The sequence below is a fragment of the Roseinatronobacter domitianus genome, assembly GCF_023336755.1.
GTDB classification, from domain to species: Bacteria; Pseudomonadota; Alphaproteobacteria; order Rhodobacterales; family Rhodobacteraceae; genus Roseinatronobacter; species Roseinatronobacter domitianus.
Map to the genome: position 1 here is coordinate 87,529 of NZ_JALZWP010000003.1, position 20,851 is coordinate 108,379.

The 20,851-nt window shown below is 61.8% G+C and carries 20 protein-coding genes and 1 tRNA gene; 14 read left to right on the plus strand and 7 right to left on the minus strand.

Features of this window, described 5'->3' with window-relative positions; genetic code table 11:
• Positions 1–60 precede the first annotated feature (60 nt).
• From urtB to M3N55_RS04440, 5 genes are read left to right on the plus strand one after another with little or no spacing between them, the layout of a single operon-like run.
• Positions 61–2,025 carry an urea ABC transporter permease subunit UrtB gene (gene urtB, locus M3N55_RS04420; protein WP_249056783.1) on the plus strand — a complete coding sequence of 655 codons (1,965 nt, stop codon included), beginning with the start codon at positions 61–63 and terminating at the stop codon, positions 2,023–2,025.
• A gap of 4 nt (positions 2,026–2,029) precedes the next feature.
• Positions 2,030–3,214 carry an urea ABC transporter permease subunit UrtC gene (gene urtC, locus M3N55_RS04425; protein WP_249056785.1) on the plus strand — a complete coding sequence of 395 codons (1,185 nt, stop codon included), beginning with the start codon at positions 2,030–2,032 and terminating at the stop codon, positions 3,212–3,214.
• A complete protein-coding gene (gene urtD, locus M3N55_RS04430) occupies positions 3,211–3,951 on the plus strand; it encodes an urea ABC transporter ATP-binding protein UrtD (protein ID WP_249056787.1) in 741 nt (246 codons plus the stop codon). The genes urtC and urtD overlap by 4 nt, the downstream gene beginning before the upstream one ends.
• Before the next feature lie 3 nt (positions 3,952–3,954).
• Positions 3,955–4,650 (plus strand): urea ABC transporter ATP-binding subunit UrtE, encoded by a 696-nt coding sequence (urtE, locus tag M3N55_RS04435; RefSeq protein WP_249056789.1) that lies wholly within the window; start codon positions 3,955–3,957, stop codon positions 4,648–4,650.
• A 39-nt stretch (positions 4,651–4,689) separates the two neighbouring features.
• Positions 4,690–5,592, plus strand: a complete 903-nt coding sequence (locus M3N55_RS04440; RefSeq protein ID WP_249056791.1) for a DMT family transporter — start codon at positions 4,690–4,692, stop codon at positions 5,590–5,592.
• A gap of 21 nt (positions 5,593–5,613) precedes the next feature.
• On the opposite strand, the gene M3N55_RS04445 is transcribed toward M3N55_RS04440, so the two are convergent.
• Positions 5,614–5,689 (minus strand) — tRNA-Ala (locus M3N55_RS04445).
• A gap of 93 nt (positions 5,690–5,782) precedes the next feature.
• A complete protein-coding gene (locus M3N55_RS04450) occupies positions 5,783–6,097 on the minus strand; it encodes a TIGR02300 family protein (RefSeq protein WP_249056792.1) in 315 nt (104 codons plus the stop codon).
• 112 nt (positions 6,098–6,209) lie between these two features.
• Between M3N55_RS04450 and M3N55_RS04455 the strand changes: the two genes are divergently transcribed.
• On the plus strand, positions 6,210–6,914 hold the full coding sequence (locus M3N55_RS04455; protein ID WP_249056794.1) for a M48 family metallopeptidase: 705 nt from the start codon (positions 6,210–6,212) through the stop codon (positions 6,912–6,914).
• Here M3N55_RS04455 and thpR read toward each other — a convergent pair.
• The 3 genes from thpR to M3N55_RS04470 all read right to left on the minus strand — a co-directional run bounded on the left by thpR (position 6,893) and on the right by M3N55_RS04470 (position 9,807).
• Positions 6,893–7,438, minus strand: a complete 546-nt coding sequence (gene thpR, locus M3N55_RS04460) for an RNA 2',3'-cyclic phosphodiesterase (RefSeq protein WP_249056795.1) — start codon at positions 7,436–7,438, stop codon at positions 6,893–6,895. The two genes, M3N55_RS04455 and thpR, sit on opposite strands and share 22 nt — an antisense overlap.
• A gap of 70 nt (positions 7,439–7,508) precedes the next feature.
• Positions 7,509–8,768, minus strand: a complete 1,260-nt coding sequence (locus M3N55_RS04465; RefSeq protein ID WP_249056797.1) for a vWA domain-containing protein — start codon at positions 8,766–8,768, stop codon at positions 7,509–7,511.
• A 133-nt stretch (positions 8,769–8,901) separates the two neighbouring features.
• Positions 8,902–9,807 carry an AAA family ATPase gene (locus tag M3N55_RS04470; protein ID WP_249056799.1) on the minus strand — a complete coding sequence of 302 codons (906 nt, stop codon included), beginning with the start codon at positions 9,805–9,807 and terminating at the stop codon, positions 8,902–8,904.
• A gap of 180 nt (positions 9,808–9,987) precedes the next feature.
• Here M3N55_RS04470 and M3N55_RS04475 point away from each other — a divergent pair, with 180 nt between their 5' ends.
• The 8 genes from M3N55_RS04475 to lnt all read left to right on the plus strand — a co-directional run bounded on the left by M3N55_RS04475 (position 9,988) and on the right by lnt (position 18,854).
• Positions 9,988–11,964 (plus strand): heme lyase CcmF/NrfE family subunit, encoded by a 1,977-nt coding sequence (locus M3N55_RS04475; protein WP_249056800.1) that lies wholly within the window; start codon positions 9,988–9,990, stop codon positions 11,962–11,964.
• Between the two features lie 5 nt (positions 11,965–11,969).
• Positions 11,970–12,422 (plus strand): cytochrome c-type biogenesis protein, encoded by a 453-nt coding sequence (locus tag M3N55_RS04480; RefSeq protein WP_428982608.1) that lies wholly within the window; start codon positions 11,970–11,972, stop codon positions 12,420–12,422.
• Positions 12,423–12,491: 69 nt separating this feature from the next.
• Positions 12,492–13,268, plus strand: a complete 777-nt coding sequence (locus M3N55_RS04485; protein ID WP_249056804.1) for an enoyl-CoA hydratase-related protein — start codon at positions 12,492–12,494, stop codon at positions 13,266–13,268.
• Positions 13,269–13,591: 323 nt separating this feature from the next.
• Positions 13,592–14,797 (plus strand): TsoY family (seleno)protein, encoded by a 1,206-nt coding sequence (locus M3N55_RS04490; protein WP_249056805.1) that lies wholly within the window; start codon positions 13,592–13,594, stop codon positions 14,795–14,797.
• Between the two features lie 199 nt (positions 14,798–14,996).
• Positions 14,997–15,995: a PhoH family protein gene (locus M3N55_RS04495; RefSeq protein WP_428982595.1), complete on the plus strand. Its 999-nt coding sequence runs from the start codon at positions 14,997–14,999 to the stop codon at positions 15,993–15,995.
• On the plus strand, positions 15,988–16,515 hold the full coding sequence (gene ybeY / locus M3N55_RS04500) for an rRNA maturation RNase YbeY (protein WP_428982596.1): 528 nt from the start codon (positions 15,988–15,990) through the stop codon (positions 16,513–16,515). The genes M3N55_RS04495 and ybeY overlap by 8 nt, the downstream gene beginning before the upstream one ends.
• A gap of 15 nt (positions 16,516–16,530) precedes the next feature.
• Complete coding sequence (locus M3N55_RS04505; RefSeq protein ID WP_249056807.1) at positions 16,531–17,394, plus strand: transporter associated domain-containing protein; 864 nt, start codon at positions 16,531–16,533, stop codon at positions 17,392–17,394.
• Positions 17,391–18,854, plus strand: coding sequence for an apolipoprotein N-acyltransferase (gene lnt / locus M3N55_RS04510; protein WP_249056809.1), 1,464 nt, complete (start codon positions 17,391–17,393; stop codon positions 18,852–18,854). The genes M3N55_RS04505 and lnt overlap by 4 nt, the downstream gene beginning before the upstream one ends.
• Here lnt and M3N55_RS04515 read toward each other — a convergent pair.
• Together M3N55_RS04515 and M3N55_RS04520 are read right to left on the minus strand one after the other, a co-directional pair.
• Entirely contained in the window at positions 18,847–20,148 is a 1,302-nt protein-coding gene (locus tag M3N55_RS04515; RefSeq protein ID WP_249056811.1) for a thymidine phosphorylase, read from the minus strand. The two genes, lnt and M3N55_RS04515, sit on opposite strands and share 8 nt — an antisense overlap.
• 77 nt (positions 20,149–20,225) lie before the next feature.
• Positions 20,226–20,828, minus strand: coding sequence for a DUF1285 domain-containing protein (locus M3N55_RS04520; protein WP_249056813.1), 603 nt, complete (start codon positions 20,826–20,828; stop codon positions 20,226–20,228).
• Between the last annotated feature and the right edge of the window lie 23 nt (positions 20,829–20,851).

Genomic DNA, 20,851 nt, shown 5'->3' on the forward strand with positions numbered 1-20,851 from the left:
GCGGGCGCGCTGGATTGTCCCTGCGCGCCCGATTTCGTCCTGCAAGTTGATGGACCTTCAATGCCCCTCCGCATCCTGATTTTCCGCGCGTTGGTCTTGACCGCGCTGGCCTTTGCGTCCCTGCCCGGCAATGCCCGCGCGCAAGAGACGCTGCAACCCGCGCTGCAAGCCTTTGCCGAGGACCTTGCCAGCCCGTCGCGGCGGACCATCGAAAGCGTTGTCACTGCGCTGATCGCGCAGGACCATCCCAATATCGGCGAGTTTCTCCGCCGCTACAGCGAGCGAGAGGTCGTGCAGCGCCCCGAAGATGGTTTGTTCTTCTATGCAGAGGATGCGGGTGACCTTGTGCGCTTGACCGACATTGACAGCGGTGAGGCCGTGGCCGAAGTTTCCAGCCGCGATGTGACGCAAATCCGCACCAATTCGGGTGTGCAGCGCGTGATTGCGGCCGCGCTTGTTCCCCTGGAACTGAACGCTCCGGACCCTGCGCGCCGTTTGGCAGCGCTTGATGCCATTGGCCGTAGCCCCGATGCCAGTCAGATCACGCCGCTTTTCGACAGTATTGCCACCGAAACCGAGGCCGCGTTGCAGAGCCGCAAGGAACGTCTGCTACTGCTTCTACAGGCCCAATTCGCAGAAGACCGCACCGTGCAACTGGCCGCGATCCAAGCCCTTGGCGGCGATACCAGCATTGAAGCGCGCGGGGTGCTGAACCGCCTGACCGCAACCGTGACCGAAGTGGCCCCTGAATTGCCCGAAAGCGTGAATGTCGCGCGCGTGCTAACCGTTGGCGAAGACCTGACCGAAAGCGCCGCCTATGACCTGCTGGTGAGCGCCGGGCTAGCCGAACCCGCCCAAACCCCAGCCATGCTGCGCGAGGTTCTGGCGCAGAACATCGTGGACGGCCGCGTGGGTGGTGTTCCCATCGGGCGGCTGAGCGATCCTGCGGCCCGGATCACAGCCTATGAGACGCTGGAAGCCGCGGGCACCGTTCCCCCGCGCGCCGCCCCGGACGAGGCCGCGCGAGCCTTAGCCGCCCATACGTTCTACACACGCTACACGCTGAACGACGCAGAGATCACCACCGCAGCGCAAGAGGCGCTCGACAGCACCAGCCAATTGATCGCCAGCTATCAGGTCGCCGACCTTGTGCTGGACGGGTTGTCACTTGCCTCAATCTTTTTCCTCGCGGCGATTGGCCTCGCCATCACCTTTGGGGTTATGGGTGTCATCAACATGGCGCATGGCGAGTTCATCATGATGGGCGCCTATACCGGCTATGTGGTGCAACTGTTCATCCCCGATTACACAATCAGCCTGCTGGTCGCGCTGCCCCTGGCCTTTCTGGTCACATTCGGTGCAGGCGTGGCGATGGAACGCAGCGTGATACGCCATCTGTATACCCGCCCGCTGGAAACGCTGCTGGCGACCTTCGGCATTTCCATCGCTTTGCAACAGCTTGCCAAGAACATCTTTGGCACCCAAGCCCGCCCCTTGACCGCACCCGACTGGCTGGGCGGGGCGCTGCGCTTCAACGACATTGTGGGCATCAGCACGATTCGCGTGGCGATCTTCGTGCTGGCGCTGATCTTTCTGGCGCTGCTGCTGTATATCCTGAAACGCACACGGCTGGGGCTAGAGGTCCGCGCCGTTACCCAAAACCCCGGCATGGCGGCAAGCATGGGCATCAATCCCGACCGCATCAACATGCTGACCTTCGGGCTTGGGTCGGGCATTGCCGGGATCGCGGGCGTGGCCATCGGGCTATACGCGCAGGTCACATCTGAAATGGGGTCCAGCTACATTGTCCAAAGTTTCATGACGGTCGTTGTCGGCGGCGTGGGCAATGTGTGGGGCACGCTTGCAGGCGCATCCTTGATCGGGTTCCTGCAAAAGGGGATCGAGTGGTTTAACCCCTCGAACACGCTGGCGGCGCAAACCTTCATGGTGCTGTTCGTGATCCTGTTCATCCAGTTCCGGCCCAAGGGCATTGTCGCCCTCAAGGGCCGCGCGGCGGGGGATTGACGCCATGGCAAAGACAACACTCGCCCCGCGCAAAGGCTTTCTGGCCGAAAACCCCTCGGTGTTGCGGTTTCTGGGGCTACTGGCGCTGTTCACGGTAATCGTCAGCGCGCTCGCTGAGGGCTTTGGCGCGGGCGTCATCTCGACCTCTTTCCTGAAAGTGTTGGGCATGACGCTGTGCCTTTGCCTGATCGCGGTCGCGATGGATGTGGTCTGGGGCTATTGCGGCATCCTGAGCCTTGGGCATTTCGCGTTCTTTGGTTTGGGTGGCTACGGCATTGGCATGTGGCTGATGTATGCCCGCACGGAAGGAATCGTGCGGGACTCACTCGCCAACGCCCCGATCCCCGCCACCGAGGGCGAAGTGCGGGACGCCATCGCCAGCCAGATTTTCAGCGTGGTCGGCAGCACCGAACTGCCCTTCATCTGGGGGTTTGCGCATAGCCTGACTTTGCAACTACTGCTGATCGTTCTGGTGCCGGGCCTGCTGGCGCTGGTGTTCGGCTGGCTCGCGTTCCGCAGCCGCGTGACCGGGGTTTACCTGTCGATCCTGACGCAAGCCATGACGCTGGCGCTGTCGCTTTACCTGTTCCAGAACGACACTGGCCTGCGCGGCAACAACGGCCTGTCGGGCTTGCAGAACATTCCTGGCCTGTTGCACCTGCCGCAATCGACCATTGCGCTCTGGTTCTTCTGGGCCTCTGCGCTAGCGCTTGGCCTTGGCTATCTGCTGTTTGCGTGGCTGGTGTCGGGCAAGTTCGGGTCCGTGGTGCGTGCCATCCGCGACAACGAAAGCCGCGTGCGCTTCCTTGGCTACCATGTCGAAAGCTACAAGCTGGTGGTCTTCACCGCGACCGCCATCGTGTCAGGCATTGCAGGCGCGCTCTATTACCCGCAAGCGGGCATCATCAACCCCGCCGAGATTGCACCCATTACCTCTATCTACCTTGCCGTTTGGGTCGCCATCGGCGGGCGGGGGCGGCTTTACGGCGCAGTCATTGGCGCGGCTTCGGTCAGCCTGCTCTCCAGCTGGTTTACCGGCGGTGGTGCGCCGAATATCAACCTTGGTTTTTACGAAATCGTCTGGACCGATTGGTGGCTTGTGCTGCTGGGCCTTGGGTTCGTGGCGGTCACGCTGTTCTTCCCGAAAGGCATTGGTGGGCTGTTTGACTATCTGGTGAGGAAACCATGAGTGCGCTTCTGGAAGTCTCTGGCGTATCTGTCACCTTCGACGGGTTCCGCGCCATCAACAACCTGTCCATTTCCATCGGAGAGCCGGAATTGCGCGCGGTGATCGGCCCCAATGGCGCGGGCAAGACCACCTTCATGGACATCGTGACGGGCAAGACCCGGCCGGATGAGGGGCGCGTTCTATGGGGTGAGGCATCGCAGAACCTGCTGGGCATGTCTGAGTCGGCCATCGCCCGCGCGGGCATTGGCCGCAAGTTCCAGAAACCCACGGTGTTCGAAGATCAGACCGTGCGCGAGAACCTTGCCATGGCGCTGCGCAACAAGCGCGGGCCGCTCAACGTACTGTTTTACAAGACCAACCGGCAGGCGCGCGCGCGCATTGCCGAACTGGCCGATGAAATTGGCTTGTCCGACGCCCTGCCCCGCCGCGCGGGCGATCTGAGCCACGGGCAAAAGCAATGGCTGGAAATCGGGATGTTACTGGCCCAAGACCCGCGCCTTTTGCTGGTCGATGAACCGGCGGCGGGCATGACCCCGGCAGAACGTGAACACACAACAGAATTGCTGACCCGTGCGGCGAAAACCCGCGCTGTTGTCGTGATCGAGCATGATATGGAATTCATCCGGCGGCTGAATTGCAAGGTCACGGTGCTGCATGAAGGGTCAGTTCTGGCCGAGGGCAGCTTGGACCATGTGACCCAAAACCAAGAGGTGATCGATGTCTATCTGGGGCGGTAAGCCATGCTGAACGTGGAAAACCTGACGCTGCATTACGGGGCGTCACAGATCCTTTATGGCATTGACCTTGTGGCACGGCCCGGTGCGGTCACGGCAGTGATGGGCACGAATGGTGTGGGCAAAACAAGTCTGCTAAAGGCCATTGCAGGGCGGCACCCTTATTCCGGCGGCACGATCACGCTGGACGGGCAGGAATTGCGCCATCTGAGCGCAGCCCAAGCAGCAAAGGCCGGTATTGCCTATGTCCCGCAGGGGCGCGAGATTTTCCCGCTGCTGACGGTGACAGAGAATCTGGAAACCGGCTTTGCCTGCTTGCCGAAGGATCAACACCGCATCCCGCAGCGCATTTATGAGCTGTTCCCGGTTCTGAAGCAGATGAGCACGCGGCGCGGCGGCGATTTGTCGGGCGGGCAACAGCAACAGCTTGCCATCGCACGCGCGCTGATCGCGCAACCCCGCGTGCTGCTGCTGGACGAACCGACAGAGGGCATCCAGCCCAACATCATCAAGCAGATCGGAGAGGTCATCAAATTGCTGCGCGATGAAGGCGAAATCGCCATCGTGCTGGTCGAGCAATTCTTCGATTTCGCTTATGATCTGGCCGATGAGTTTGTCGCGATAAACCGGGGCGAAGTGCGGCTTGCCGCCCCTGCTGCCCAAGTGACACGCGAGAAGCTGCTGGCGGAAGTGTCCATCTGACCCTTGACGACGGCGCGGATTTGTCTGCTTTTGGCGGCCATGACCGTCCAAGCCCCGCCCCTGCCCGAAGCCCAGCCCTTCAAGGCCGCCTTGTGGATGTGCGGGGCGATAGCTTCCTTTACGCTGATGGCCATATCGGGCCGCGCGATCCAAGTAGAATTGAACAGTTTCGAGCTGATGTTCTGGCGGTCGCTGATCGGCTTTGCGATCATCGGCACACTGGTCTTGTCACTGCACCGTGGCGCGATCTGGTCCGCAATCTGCCCGACCAGCCTGCGCCTGCATCTGGCGCGCAACATCTTTCACTTCACCGGCCAAAACCTGTGGTTTTATGGGATTATGGTCATTCCACTGTCGCAGCTTGTCGCGCTGGAATTCACCTCTCCGATCTGGGTGGCGGTGCTGGCCCCGCTGGTGGTGGGCGAGATATTCACCCGCCGCCGCTTATGGATCGCGCTTCTGGGCTTCAGCGGCATTTTGATCGTGGCGCAACCGGGCGTGCAACCGCTGAGCAGCGGGCATTTGGCGGGGGTTCTGTGCGCAATCGCTTTTGCCATGAACCTGCTGCTGACCAAACGCATCATGCGTCATGACAACGTTCTATGCGTGCTATTCTGGATGACGGCTTTGCAAACCCTGTTCGGCCTGGCCTTGGCGCAGTGGGGTGGATTTACATGGCCCAGCCCAGCAATCTGGGGCTGGATCGTGCTGGTGGGGCTGACAGGCTTAAGCGCGCATTACTGCCTGACATCGGCGCTGGGGCTGGCCCCAGCCACCATCGTCGCCCCGATGGAATTTTTCCGCCTGCCCATCATCGCGCTGGTCGGGATGGCGCTATATTCCGAAGCGCTGGATCCGTTCGTGTTCCTTGGAGGCGCGGTGATTTTCGCGGCGAATTGGCTAAACCAGACGAAGCCGAAACTGCGTCGGCCTGCGGTCTAGAACCTAAAATTCATAGAAAATTGGTGGAGCCTAGCGGGATCGAACCGCTGACCTCCTGCATGCCATGCAGGCGCTCTCCCAGCTGAGCTAAGGCCCCAATACCAAGGCCATTGCCTTGATGCGCGGGTATTACGAAAGCCGCTTTGTCAGTGCAAGCGGAAAATCGTAACCCCGCGCGGGTTTCGACAAATTAATCGTCGTCATTCTCGGCAACATCGGCCAGATCATCCAGCGCGACCGTGTCGTCGTCATCATCTTCCAGAAGCTCGTCGCTGACATCTGCCGAATCGTCATCATCGACCAGCAATGAATCATCGTCATCCTCGGCGGCTTTCTTGGCCTTGGCTTTCAGCGCGGCATTGCCTTCGTCTGCGCGGCGCTCCTGCGCTTCGATCACCACGGTCTTGCCGGTGTAGGGGCTGATGATCGGGTTCTTGTTCATATCGTAGAACTTGTTGCCTGTTTCCGGGCAAATGCGCTTTACGCCCCAGTCAGGATTAGTCATGAGGTTGCCCCTTCGAATGCGAGTCTTTCGTGCAAGGGCGTGCCGTGCCATAAGGATGCGCGCCTGTAAAGCCCTCTGGCGCGCCCCATGACCGATTATTGAACGGTGCGACATGCCGCAACTAACCGAAACTGTTGTTTTGCCGGGGGAACCTGCGCTGCGCGTGCAGATAAAGGCATCGGCCCGCGCACGGCAGATGTCGCTGCGCGTATCGGGTCTGGATGGCAAAATCACGCTGAACGTGCCGCGCGGGCTGGCGCACCGGCACGCTTTGGCATTCCTGTCCGAGAAAGAAGGCTGGCTGCGCGCCGCTGTCGCCCGCGCGCCGGGCGTGCAGCCGATTGCACCGGGCGGGCTGGTGCCGGTGGACGGCATTTTGCACCGGGTGACACCTGCCCCGGTCCGCAGTGTTACGCTTAAGGACGACCGCCTGCTGGTCCCGGAAACTGGCCCCGCCGGTGCGCGCGTGGCGGCGTTTCTGAAAACCCGCGCGCGCGACAGGTTGGTGCCGATGGCCGACCATTATGCACAGGCTCTGGGCCGCACGGTGGCTGCGGTGTCCTTGCGCGACACGCGCTCGCGCTGGGGGTCATGCACGGCGCAAGGACGGCTGATGTTCTGCTGGCGGCTGGCGATGGCCCCGCCCATCGTGCAGGACTACGTTGCCGCGCATGAGGCCGCGCATCTTGTTCACATGGACCATTCGCGCGCCTATTGGGCCACTGTGGCCCGGATCATGCCGGATTACGCAGCACATCGCGCATGGTTGCGCAGCCACGGGGCGACACTGCACAGCTACCGGTTCGACAACGGGTAATCCGCAGCAACATCGTATCGGTTGCCGTGTTTTCCTTGGTGAACACGGAACATCGCCAGCGCATCTGGCGTGAAGGGATCACTGGCAAAACCCATCCCGCGCGCGAGCGCCATTTCCAACTCACCAAGCTCAAAATCCGCCGGGCGCAGATAGGCCAGCGTAACATGCGGGGTGAATTTGCGGCGGGGGATGTCCATCCCGAAGCCGCGCGCCAGTGTTTCCAGCCGCTTTTGCAGATGGGCCAAGGCCGGGTTCGGCACAACACCCGCGTGCAGATTGTGCGGCTTTGCGCCCCCAAACAGCCCCAGCCCCGCAAGTTGAACCGTTGGGGCGGGCGCGCGGAACTCTTGCAAGGCAAGGTCAAGCTCTTCCAACACGTCGAACGGCTGCTCCCCCAGAAAGACCAGTGTCAGGTGATAATTCTCTGGCGGTTGCTTGCGCGCCACGGGCAGTTTGTGGCTTTGCAGCAAAAGCTGCGCGCCGATATGCGGGGGAATTTCAAGGCCAAGGAACGCGCGCATCATAGCAGGGATCGTGACGCAAACAGCCACAAAGGAAAAGAGCCCTTGCGTGACGAAGACGCTCAAGCTCGGCCTAATCAGAGAGGGTCGCCATCAAACGGGCTTTCTCGCCATGGTCGGACGGGTCGGATATCGCATCGGCCAAGGCTTCGAGCGAGGCGATGGAATGCGCGGCGCGAAATGCGTCGACATGCGGCAGCATGGCGCGCACACCGCGCGCGCGGGGGGCGAAACCGTCCCAACGCAGCAACGGGTTCAGCCAGATGACGCGACGTGCGAACAAGTGCAGCCGCTCCATCTCTCGTGCCAGAAGGGCCGGATCGTCGCGGTCCAGCCCGTCAGAGATGAGCAAGACGACTGCGCCCTGCGCCAACACGCGGCGCGACCAATCGACATTGAAGGCGCGCAGGCAGCCACCGATTCGGGTGCCGCCCTGCCAGTCCTGCGCCTCTGCCCCGGCGGCGTTCAGGGCGCTGTCCACGTCGCGGGTTTTCAGATGCCGCGAGATATTGGTCAGCCGTGTGCCAAAAGTGAAAGCGTGGACCTTGGCCCAGCCTTGGCCCTGACGGTTGGCGACCGCATGGACGAAATGCAGCACCATGCGCGAATACTGAGACATCGACCCGGAAATGTCGCACAGCACAACCAAAGCAGGCCATCGGGTGCGTGGCGTCTGGCGGTGCAGATGCCGCAACTCGCCCCCTGCCCGCGCGGCGGCACGCAGGCTGCGCCGCCAATCGGGCTTGCGCCCGCGCGGGTCCGGCGCATGGCGACGCGTGGCGATGGGTTTCACCGGCAAGGTCAAGCGCGCAAGCATCCGGCGGGCCTGCGCGGCTTCGTCAGTCGACATCTGTTCGAAATCGAGGCTGCGCAGGCGTTCCTCGGTCGAGGCCGTTTGTGACGCGTCGATCTCGATCTCTGTCTCGTCACTGTCCTTGGGCTGGCTGGGCAAATCGGGCGCTTCTGCCCCATCCAAAAGCGCCTCGGCGGCGCGTTTGGCAGCGGCAGCGGCGGCTTTTTCTTCGGACACATTGCGGATCGCCGGCAGCATCATGGACATCATATGCTCCAGATACCGCGGATCGCGCCAATAGAGGCGGAACACCTGCGCGAAGACCTGACGCTCTTCGGGGCGGTTGACGAAAACGGCGTGCAACGTCCAGTAAAAATCCGCCTTGCGGTCGAACCCTGCCGCTGCAATCGCCTGAATGGCGGTTTGGACCCGCCCCGGCCCGATCGGCAGACCCGCTCGCCGCAAGGCCCGCGCGAAATGGGTGATATTGTCAAGAAGCTTGCCGTCCTCTGGCAGCGCCAGTTCGGTATATTCCGCCATGGCTAATCCAGCGGAGGGGCTGCGCCCCATGCCTTTACGAGGGCCGTGGCTGCGCCCCGGCAGGGTTGAGGGGCGCTGCCCCTCTGGTCCCTGCGGGACCATTCACCCCGGGATATTTGAGCAAGGATGAACCTCATACAGTGGTCAGGGATTGGCGAGCTTCGTCGAGGAGCTTCTTCGCTTCCGACCCTTGCAGGCGGGCAATGTCGTCCTGATATTTCAGGATCGCACCCAGCGTGTCGGCGATGGTTTCGGGCGAGAGTTCAAGCACATCGAGTGCGAGCAGGCATTTCGCCCAATCGATGGTTTCAGCCACACCCGGTTTCTTGAACAGGTCTTCCGTGCGCAGGCGCTGCACAAAAGCAACGACTTCACGCGAGAGGGTATCCGAGGCCTCGGGGGCGCGGGCTTGCAAAATGGCGCGCTCGCGGTCGAAGCTTGGGTAATCAACCCAGTGATAGAGGCAGCGGCGCTTGAGCGCATCGTGCACTTCGCGCGTGCGATTCGAGGTGAGAATGACGATCGGCGGGGTCGCGGCCTGAATCGTGCCCAATTCGGGAATCGTGACCTGAAAATCGGAGAGAGCTTCGAGCAGGAAGGCTTCGAACGGTTCGTCGGTTCGGTCGATTTCGTCGATGAGCAGCACCGGCGCACCGCCGGGCTGCGGACGCATTGCTTCGAGCAGGGGGCGTTCGATCAGGTAGTCGGCGCCGAAAAGACGCGCGTGCAGGTCGGTCTTGTCGCCAGAGGCTTCGGCGCTGCGAATGGCGAGCATCTGGGCTGCGAAATTCCATTCATAGACCGCAGAGGCCGCGTCGAGCCCTTCATAGCATTGCAGCCGGATCAGGCGACGACCGAGGGCTGAGGCGAGAGCCTTGGCGATTTCGGTCTTGCCGGTGCCGGGCTCACCCTCAAGAAAAATAGGTCGACCGAGCTTGAGCGCCAGAAACAGAACGGTCGCCAGCGCACGGTCGGCAAGATAGGATTGCCCGGCAAGCAGGGTCTGCGTGGCGTCGATACTGCTGGGATTGTCGGTCATGCGGCGTCCTTGTGCCAAGGTTTGGATCACGCTGGCGCGGGTCTGGAGCTTGGTCAAGACTGGATCATGGCGCTTGCGACCATTGGACAAGCCTGCGTTGACGCGCCTGTGACCCTTGACCGCATCCGCATATGCTATCAGTTGTTTGCTAGCTTCATCGCATAGGTTATCACCGGACCCATGATAGTAGAACTCGGACACTTCGCCCTCATACTTGCTTTTGCCGTGGCATTGGCACAAACCGTGATCCCGTTGGTCGGCGCCCATAAAGGCTGGCGCGCCTGGATGGGGGTTGCAGCCCCCATGGCCAGCGTTCAATTCACTTTGACCGCGCTCTCCTACGCTGCGCTGACATACGCCTTCATCGTATCGGATTTCTCCGTCAAGCTTGTAGTGGATAATTCGCACACGCTGAAGCCGCTGCTATACAAGCTGTCGGGCGTTTGGGGCAATCATGAAGGGTCGATGCTGCTCTGGGTGTTAACCCTGACTTTGTTCGGGGCCTCCGCCGCATGGTTCGGCGGCAACCTGCCACGCAGCCTGCAAGCCCGGGTGTTGGCGGTTCAATCTTCGGTGACGGCGGCCTTCATGGCCTTCACCATCTTTACGTCAAACCCCTTCACCCGTTTGGCCCAGCCACCCTTTGACGGCACCGACCTGAACCCGCTTCTGCAAGACCCTGGTTTGGCGTTTCATCCGCCGTTTCTGTATTTGGGCTATGTCGGGCTGTCTATGGCGTTCAGCTTTGCCGTGGCCGCCCTGATCGAAGGCCGGGTCGATGCGGCTTGGGGACGCTGGGTGCGTCCCTGGACGCTGGCCGCTTGGGTGTTTCTGACCATCGGCATCGCGCTTGGGTCGTGGTGGGCCTATTATGAATTGGGCTGGGGTGGCTACTGGTTCTGGGACCCGGTGGAAAACGCCAGTCTTATGCCATGGCTGTTCGCGGCAGCATTGCTGCACTCTGCCATCGTGGTGGAAAAACGCGAGGCGCTGAAAAGCTGGACAATCCTGCTGGCAATTCTGGGCTTCGGTTTTTCGCTAATGGGCACGTTCGTGGTGCGCTCGGGGTTGCTGACATCTGTCCACGCCTTCGCCACAGACCCGGATCGCGGGATCTTCATCCTGCTGATCATGGCGGCCTTCTTGGGCGGTGCGCTTACGCTATTTGCCTTCCGCGCCGAACAACTGGAAGCGAAGGGCGTGTTTTCCACCATCAGCCGCGAATCGGCCTTGGTCATGAACAATGTCTTGCTGGCCGTGTCGTCCTTCGTGGTGTTCATCGGGACGATGTGGCCGCTGGTGTCTGAAATGGTGTTCGACCGTGTGTTGTCGGTCGGTCCGCCCTTCTTTGACGCCGCCTTCACACCCTTCGCGGTCGCGTTGGCCATGATCCTGCCGATTGGTGCCATGATGCCTTGGAAACGCGGCAACCTGTCGCGGGTGATGCGCCCGCTTTGGGGGCTGGCTGCGTTGTCGCTGGCCATGGGCGCATTGGTCTGGGCCATGCAGACCGGCAACTCTGCGATCGTGCCTGTTGGTGTCGCGCTGGGGCTTTGGGTTGTGATGGGAGCAGCCGCTGATTTGTGGCTTCGCACCGGGCGCGGGGGCATCGGGAACCGTCTGGCCCGTCTGACCCGCCTGCCGCGCGCGGATTGGGGCAAGGCCACGGCGCATGCCGGGCTGGGCATGACCGTCTTTGCCGTTGCCGCGCTAGAGGGGTGGCAAAGCGAAGATATCCGCGTGTTGCAGATTGGCGAGAATTTCGACAAAGGCGGCTACACACTGACCTTGGCTGGCGTGGAACGCGTGCAAGGGCCGAACTATACCTCGACCATGGGGATCATAGAGGCCACGCGCGACGGTGAACCCGTATCTGTGTTGCGCCCGGAAAAGCGGTTCTACCCGATTGCCGGAATGCCCACGACCGAAGCCGCGATCAATTACAAAATCCACCGCGACCTGTATGTAACGCTGGGCGATCCGCAGGATAATGGTGGCTGGGCCGTGCGAACCTATATCAAGCCATTTGCCAACTGGCTCTGGATGGGCTGCGCGCTTATGGCGCTGGGGGGCTTGTTGTCGCTGAGCGACCGCCGCTACCGGGTGGCTGCCGGTGCCAAAAAGCGGGTCGGGCCCAACGCGGTGCCTGCCGAATGAGGGCGCTGCATCTCATAGCCGTTGCGCTGATGCTGGCCCTGAACGGGCCAGCCTTGGCCGTGCAGCCGGATGAAATTCTGGACAATCCGGTGCTGGAGCAGCGGGCGCGCGACCTGTCATCGGGGCTGCGGTGCCTTGTGTGCCGCAACGAATCCATCGACGAATCGAATGCCGATCTGGCCCGTGACATGCGCATCTTGGTGCGCGAACGGCTTGTCGCAGGCGACACCGATGATGAGGTTGTCGCCTTTCTGGTGGATCGGTTCGGTGAATATGTCTTGCTACGCCCGACCACCGAAGGCAGCAACGTGATCTTGTGGATTGCGGCGCCTACGCTGTTCCTGTTCGCGCTGGGTGGCGCGTTGATCTACCTTCGCAACCGCGCCCGGCAACAGCCCGACACTACCGACCTGAGCGACGCAGAAAAGCAAAGGCTGAATGAGTTGCTGAACGACTAACGCAAGGTCCGGGCTTTCACCTGCCCCGGCTTTGCGCCACTATCGCGCCAGATCAGGCGTGAGGACATCATGGATTACCAGACGATCACAACCCGCGAAGACGGCGGCATCGGCATTGTCACGCTGGCGCGCCCCGACATGATGAACGCGCTCAACCGCCAAATGCGGGCCGAACTGACCCATGCGCTGAAAGACCTGGCCAGCCGGGTGCGCGTGCTGGTTTTGACCGGCGAAGGTCGGGCGTTTTGTTCTGGGCAAGACCTGGGCGATGGCGGCAGCGCCGCCGATATCGACCTGGAACGCACGCTGCGCGAAGAATACGAACCGATGCTGCGCGCGATCTATGACGCGCCTGTGCCGGTGATCTGTGCGGTGAATGGCGCAGCGGCAGGGGCAGGGGCCAATCTGGCGCTGGCGGCGGATGTGGTCATTGCGCAAGACGATGCGGTGTTCATTCAGGCATTTTCCAAGATCGGGCTGATCCCGGATGCAGGCGGCACATGGTTCTTGCCACGACAGGTGGGCTTTGCCCGCGCCATGGGGGCCATGCTGTTTGCAGAACGGATCACAGCGCAACAGGCCGTGGACTGGGGCATGATCTGGGAAACCGCCCCCGCTGGCGCGTTTGAGACACTCTGGATGGCACGGGCACGCATGTTGGCTGATGGACCAACAGTGGCCTATCGCAACATCCGCCGCGCGCTGCGCGACAGCCTGTCGAACCCGCTGAACACGCAACTGGAGCTGGAAGCGCGCTTGCAGGCAGAAGCCGGCAAGACCCGCGATTTCAAGGAAGGCGTGCTGGCATTTCTGGAAAAGCGCCCCGCCAGTTTCGAGGGCCGCTAAAGAACACCTGCCCTTCGGGTTTGGTCTGGCTCCGAGACCCGGAACCGATTCGTTCGGCCACGGCGACACTATCGGCGCATTACGTTGCGATCAGCGCGAGCGCTTTCTCTGTTCCATTCAATTCAATGGGCAAGCCCCAGTTTCCAGCCCTCCTAAGGCTCTAATACGTCTTGTCGTGGACGCGCATCGGCAGCCCTGAACGCATGAACGCGCAAAAGCGGTGCGGAACCGTTGCGAAAAACGCATCCTGCGACCGTGCGTCGCAGTGCATTCTGCCCCTTAAATATTCATATTCATATTTGTAAATATGATAGGAGGGCATCATGTCGACCCGCAAACCATCCGATACCTATTCGCCGCTCTACTTCCTCGCCTCTGTCGGCGCCGGTGGCCTGACGGTGACATTCTTCATGTGGTTGATGTTCTGGATTCCGCATCCCGGCAAAACCGTCCCGGTGTTCGAAGACATCATGGCCGCATTCGCCAGCGGCACCCCCATGACCCAAGCCATGATCGTGACCGCCGTGGCCGGGATCGCGTTCTTTGCCTTTCAGAACATCAAGTTCCTGATCTGGAACCTGCAACGCTACAGCGCATGGCGCAAAACCGACGCCTTCGCGGCATTCGCCAAGACCAACGCGCAGAGCCAGATGCTGGCGCTGCCCTTGGCACTGGCCATGGCCGTCAATGGCGGCTTCATCGCGGGTCTCGTCTTTGTTCCGGGCCTGTGGTCGATCGTGGAATACCTGTTCCCGTTGGCAATGGTTGCCTTTATGGCCATCGGTGTTTTGGCCCTGAAACAATATGGTGGCTTTCTGGGCCGCGTGCTGACGGAAGGCGGCTTCAACTGCGCGGCCAACAATAACTTTGGCCAAATCCTGCCCGCGTTCGCCTTTGCCATGGTTGGTGTCGGCCTGTCCGCCCCTGCGGCGATGAGCACAAGCGCCACGGTTGCCGGCACGTCAATTGCCATCTCGACCTTCTTCCTGATGACAAGCGCGCTGATCGCGGTGGTTGCCATGTTCCTTGGTCTGCGTTCCATGATGGAAAACGGTGCAAATGCCGAAACCGCGCCGACGCTGCTTATCATCGTCCCGCTTCTGACAGTGCTGGGCATTCTGATGCTGCGCCAAGCGCATGGGTTCGGGGTGCATTTCGGCATTGACGAAGGCGCCGGGGCCACGCTGGCTTTGACCTCTAAGTTGCTGGCCACGCAAGTCGCCATCCTGCTGTTTGGTGGTTTGGTCTTGGTCAAGCAGGGCTATGCAGGCCGTTTCCTCTTTGGGTCGGAAAACTCTGCCGGTGCTTATGCGCTTGTCTGCCCCGGTGTGGCGCTGTCGGTCATGTTGCAATTCTTCCTGAATAACGGGTTGGTCAAGGCCGGAATCTTGGACAAGTTTGGCATTGCTTTCTGGGCCATCACGGCGCTGGCGATTGCAGCACAAGTCGCGATGATCTGGCTGGTGCTGCTGCTGAACCGTCGCCATTTCAGCGCATCCAACGGTGCCACGCCCGTCCCGGCGGAATAAGCCATCACAGAACGACATGACGCGCGCGGCCCAACCGGGCCGCGCGTTTTACATGGTAGCGCCACATCTTGGGGCGCACCGATAGCCGCACCTTCCATCTGGTGGGCAAAACCCTGCGCGTCGCAGAAAGAGTGCTTGCAACTGGGCGGCACGCTTGGCAGCATTATGCAAGGCCAAACGCCATGAATGGGAGACCCGCTTGGGTATCAGCACCATGACCCCGGCTACCGGGGCAGACGATGCCAGTGTGCATCTAGAATTCGCCGATAACCGCCTGCTGGTGGAGTTATGTGGCGAGTATGACCGCAACCTGACACAGATCGAAAGCCAGCTCGGCGTGCAGATCGTGCGGCGGGGCAACCAACTGGCCGTCATGGGGGATGCGCGCGCCGAAGCAGGCGAAGTGCTGCAATCCATGTATCAGATGCTGACAGAAGGGCGTTCGCTGGATCACGGCGATATTGCCGCGCTGATCCGGCTGGGCAACCCCGAAGAGGCCGCGCCCGAACAGATGGAAATGTTCCGCGCGGGCCGTCTGGAACTGCGGACGCGCAAGAAAACGATCATCCCGCGCACCGAAGCGCAACAGGCCTATACCCGCGCCCTGCTGGACGCAGAGCTGAATTTCGGGATCGGCCCTGCGGGCACCGGCAAGACCTATATCGCCGTTGCCGCCGCCGTGCAGATGTTTGCCGATGGTCATGTGGACAAGATTATCCTATCCCGCCCCGCCGTGGAAGCGGGTGAGCGGCTGGGCTTCCTGCCCGGCGACATGAAGGAAAAAGTCGACCCCTACATGCAGCCGCTTTACGATGCGCTGAATGATTTTCTGCCCGGCAAGCAGTTGCAAAAGCTGATGGAAGAGCGCCGGATCGAAATTGCGCCATTGGCCTTCATGCGCGGCAGGACGCTCTCGAACGCGTTTGTTCTGCTGGACGAGGCGCAGAACGCGACAGAAATGCAAATGAAGATGTTCCTGACCCGTCTGGGCGAGGGCTCGCGCATGGTCATCACCGGCGACCGCAGCCAGATCGACCTTCCACGTGGCGTGCAATCGGGCCTGCGTGCGGCGGAACGGATTCTGGACGGGGTAGACGGCATTCGCTTCAGCTATTTCACATCGTCCGACGTGGTGCGCCATCCGCTGGTGGCCCGCATTATCCGCGCTTACGAAAAAGACGAGGAAACAAGTGGCTGACCTGCTGGACCTTGTTCATGAAGCGGGAGACTGGGACTTATCCGCCTTGCACGGTTTGGCAGAACCTGCGGCTCGCGCCACCCTGTCGCATGTCGACCTGCCCGCAGCCGAGTATGAAATCGCGCTGCTGGCCTGCGATGACGCGCGGATCGCAGACCTTAACGCGCAGTTTCGCGGAAAACCGACACCGACGAACGTGCTAAGCTGGCCCGCATGGGATTTGTCTGCCGCAACCGAGGGCGATACGCCCGACCTGCCGCCAGAGGGCGACGTAGACGACCCCGAATCGCTGGGCAATATTGCGTTGGCCTTTGAAACCTGCGCCCGCGAGGCGGAAGAACAACGCAAACCGTTTTCCGCGCATGTGACACATCTCATCGTTCATTCGGTGTTACATCTTTTGGGTTATGACCATATCCGTGACAAAGATGCCGCGCTGATGGAAGAAACAGAAATCGCGATACTTGCCAGCATGGGGCTACCGAACCCATATGAGGGCGGGGCCGAGATGCCTCTTTAATGTCGGAAAGGACCAATGGGCGACACAACAGACGGATCTAGCGCGGCGCATGGCGCGCAAGAGGAAACCGGAACCGAACCGCGCGGGCTGTTTAGCCGCCTGTTCGATGCATTTTCCCCGGACGAGGTCGAGGGCCAGAGCGAAAGACTGGGACGAACACTTCCCGGGCTGGCAAATCTGCAACGACTGCGGGTCGAGGATGTGGCCGTCCCCAAAGCGGAAATCGTGGCGCTTAGTGTCGACACGGACCTGAAGGACATTGTTCAGGAATTCCGCAATTCAGGCTATTCCCGGATACCGGTTTACGAAGACACGCTCGACAAGCCCCTGGGCCTGCTTCTGCTGAAGGATCTTGCGCTGCACTACGGGTTCAACGGACATCACGACCTTGACCTTGCACCCTTGCTGCGCCCGATCCTGTATGTTCCACCATCCATGACGCTCTCCGTATTGCTGCGCAAGATGCAGGCGGACCGCACGCATATGGCGCTGGTCATCGACGAATATGGCGGGGTGGATGGGCTGGTCACGATCGAAGACCTGTTGGAACAGGTCGTGGGAGAGATCGAGGACGAACACGACACCGAAGAAGAAGTCACCATCCAACGCGTGGATGAGGCCACATACATGGCCGATGCGCGCACACCGCTAGAAGAACTGGAAGAGGTGCTGGGCATGACCCTCGCCTATGAGGACATGGATGAGGAGGTCGACACGTTGGGTGGTCTTGTCTTCGTGCTTTCGGGCCATGTTCCGGTGCGCGGTGAGATGGTAGAGCACCCCTCTGGCCTGGAGTTCGAGGTGATCGAGGCAGACCCACGCCGCATCCGCCGTTTGCGCGTGCATTTGCCCGAAGGCCTGCAAAGCGCCCCCCAATGAGACTGCCGCCCCAGTGGCTTGCCGCGCCAGCCTTGGGCGCGGTCATGGCGCTGGGGCACGCCCCTCTCGGCTGGTGGTGGGCAACGCTGCTGGCTGCGACCGCGCTGTTCAGCCTAATGCCCCCAACCCCGCGCGGCGCGACACGCTGGCTATGGCTTGGCGGGCTTGGGTATTTTGGGTTGGCACTTGTCTGGATCGTGCAGCCCTTCTTCATCAACCCTGCCGTTCATGGCTGGATGGCCCCTTTCGCGCTGGCCTTCATGGCCGGTGGCATGGCGCTGTTCTGGGCGGGCGCGGGTCTGGCGGCCCGGTTTGGTCCGGTGCTGGTCGCAGTTATATTCCTTGCACTGGAACTGCTGCGCGGCTGGGTGCTGACGGGCTTTCCGTGGGCCATGCTGGGGCATGTTCTGATCGATACGCCGCTGGTGCAACTGGCCAGCCTTGGCGGCGCGGGACTGCTCTCTGGCATTGTGCTGGGTGTCGCGGCGCTGCTGGGCTTGGCGCAGACATGGCGCGGGCGGATGCTGGGCAGCGGCGTGATGATCGCGGTTTTGGCGGCGGCATGGGTTTGGGGCGCAGCGCGCGGCCCGTCCGACATGGCCCAAACAGGGCCGGTGGTTCGGCTGGTGCAGCCCAATGCGCCTCAGACCGAGAAATGGGATCAGGCGCGCGCGCTGTTCTTCTTCGAGCGGATGCTGGATCAGACCGCGACGCCCGCGCAAAACCCGCCCGCGTTAATTGTCTGGCCCGAAACCTCGGTCCCGTTCCTGCTGGACTATCCGGGCGCGGCCTTTGGAATGATGGCGGATGCCGCAAGCACACATGGCCCCGACACGCAGATCGGTTTCGGGGTGCAACGGCTGGACGCCGGGCGCTATTTCAACAGTCTCGCGATTCTGGATACCAAGGGGCAGGTCGGTCAGGTCTATGACAAACATCATCTGGTTCCCTTTGGCGAATACATCCCGTTTGCAGAGTGGATCGCGGATAGCCCCGTTGGCGGCTTGGCGGGCCAAGCCCTGCAAGGCTACAGCCCCGGCCCCGGCCCACGCGCGCTGGACCTTGGCCCCTTGGGCCGCGCCTTGCCGTTAATCTGCTACGAGGCGATCTTTCCGCGCCACAGTCGCATCGCTCCCCGCCCCGATTGGCTGTTGCAGGTAACGAATGATGCGTGGTTCGGCACGTTTTCCGGGCCTTATCAACATTTGGCGCAAGCGCGGTTGCGGGCGGTCGAACAAGGGCTGCCCTTGTTACGCAGCGCCAATACCGGGGTCAGCGCCGGTTTTGATGGGTATGGCCAACCGCTTGGCCAGCTTGTTTTGGGGGAGGACGGGTTTATCGACATCGCGCTGCCGCCTGCCCTGCCGCCCACGCCCTATGCCCGCTGGGGGGATGTGCCGATCTGGGCGCTGCTTGTGCTGCTGGCGGTCAGTTTAGCCGCTGCGCGTCGGTTCAGATAATCTCTGACACAAGGACGGGTTCGGTCGCCTGCCGGGCAATCTGGCAGGCGGTTTGGAACGCGGCGCTGGCTGTCTGAGCATCGGCATCGGTTGCGGCATGAACCATGCCGAGAGGATCGCCCATGCTGAGATCTGCTCCGATGGGCGCAATCGCGGAAAAGCCGACATGGGGGTCGATCTTGTCACTGGCCGCGCGCCGTCCGCCACCCAAGCCGATCACCGCCTGACCAATGGCGCGGGTATCATAGCCCGCGACCCGGCCCGCAACGGCTGCTGGGATTGCACGGATGACAGGCGCGCGCTCCAGATAGACAGCGCTACGCTCGACAAAGTCGTTAGGCCCGCCAAGGCCCGCGACCATGCGCCCGAAAAGCTCTGCCGCAGCGCCACAACCAAGCGTTTCCGCAATCCGCGCGCGTCCCTCGGCGGCGTCGCGCACAAGCCCGGAAAGCGTAAGCGCCTCGCCCCCCAGAACCAGCACCATCTCGTGCAGTCGCGGTGCCGCTGCCGCATTGCCCCGCAACAGCTCCAGCGCGACAGTCAGTTCCACAAGGTTTCCCGCCGCCGGTGCCAGAGGTTGGCTCATATCGCTCAGCACAGCGCGGGCCGGGCAGCCTGCGCGCGTGGACACATCGACCAAGGTTTGGGCCAAAGTCCGTGCGTCGGACGGGTTGGAGATGAACGCGCCAGAGCCGGTTTTCACATCCAGCACCAACCCTTGGACGCCCGCCGCCAGTTTCTTTGACAAGATAGAGGCCACGATCAGCGGTTGCGACGCCACGGTCGCGGTCACATCGCGGATCGCATATAGCCGCCGGTCCGCCGGGGCCAGTTCGGCGCTGGCCCCCACAATGGCGCATCCGGCACCTGCAACCACCGCGCGCAGCCGCGTCGGGTCCGGGTTAACGATGTAGCCCGGTATCGCTTCCAGCTTATCCAGTGTGCCGCCCGTATGCCCCAATCCCCGGCCAGAGATCATAGGCACCACCGCCCCACAGGCGGCAAGTGCCGGGGCCAGCACGACTGAGACCGTGTCGCCCACCCCGCCGGTCGAATGCTTGTCAATGACAGGGCCGGTATCCCAGTGCAGCTTTTGCCCCGAATCGCGCATCGCCAAGGTCAGGGCGGCTGTCTCGGCAGCATCCATGCCACGCAAAACAATCGCCATGGCGAGCGCGCCCGCCTGTGCGTCAGAGAGGCTGCCGTCGCTGAGCCCGCGCGCAAGGGTCGCGATCTGGTCAGACGACAGCGCCGCGCCGTCGCGTTTCAAGGCGATCAGATCCTGGTAAAGCATCGCCCCTCCATCCGGTTGGCGCAAGTGTCGCGCCCGACCTGCCAATATGCAAGACAAGACCGGATATCGTCGCGCGCCTAGACCAACTCTTCCGACCGGATTATCGGGAAAAACTGCCCACCAGACCAGAGCCCAAACCATGACACGCCGTCACGCTCGGCATGGGTGCCAAGCTCCACCAGCCGGTAAAAGCTTTTGCGGTCGATCAACGCCTCTAGCCCCGCGCGGATATGCACATAAGGCGAAGGTTCGCCTGATTCCGGGTCGCGCTCCACCCGCAGGGGGTTGTCCGGCCCGGCCAATGCTTCGTCGCCCATATTGGTCACGAAGGTCAGGTCTTGCGCATCGCCTGTCCCTTTGGCCCGAAAATCTACCGCGACGAACGGCGCGTCCTCGACAGTTATACCGACCTTCTCAACCGGGGTGACAAGGAAAAACTTGTCACCCTCACGCTTCAGGATGGTCGAAAACAGCCGCGCCAGCGCGGGCCGCCCGATGGGCGTGCCTTCATAAAACCATGTGCCATCGCGCGCGATGCGCATGTCCAGATCGCCGCAAAAGGGCGGGTTCCACAGGTGCACCGGCGGCAATCCGCGCTCTTTGCTGGCAGCGCGCGCCGCATCTGCCAGCGCATTGGCCGAAGGTGTCACGTTATTTTGTTGCATCGGTGTTTTTGCCATTGGCTGCCTTTGCGATATGTCTG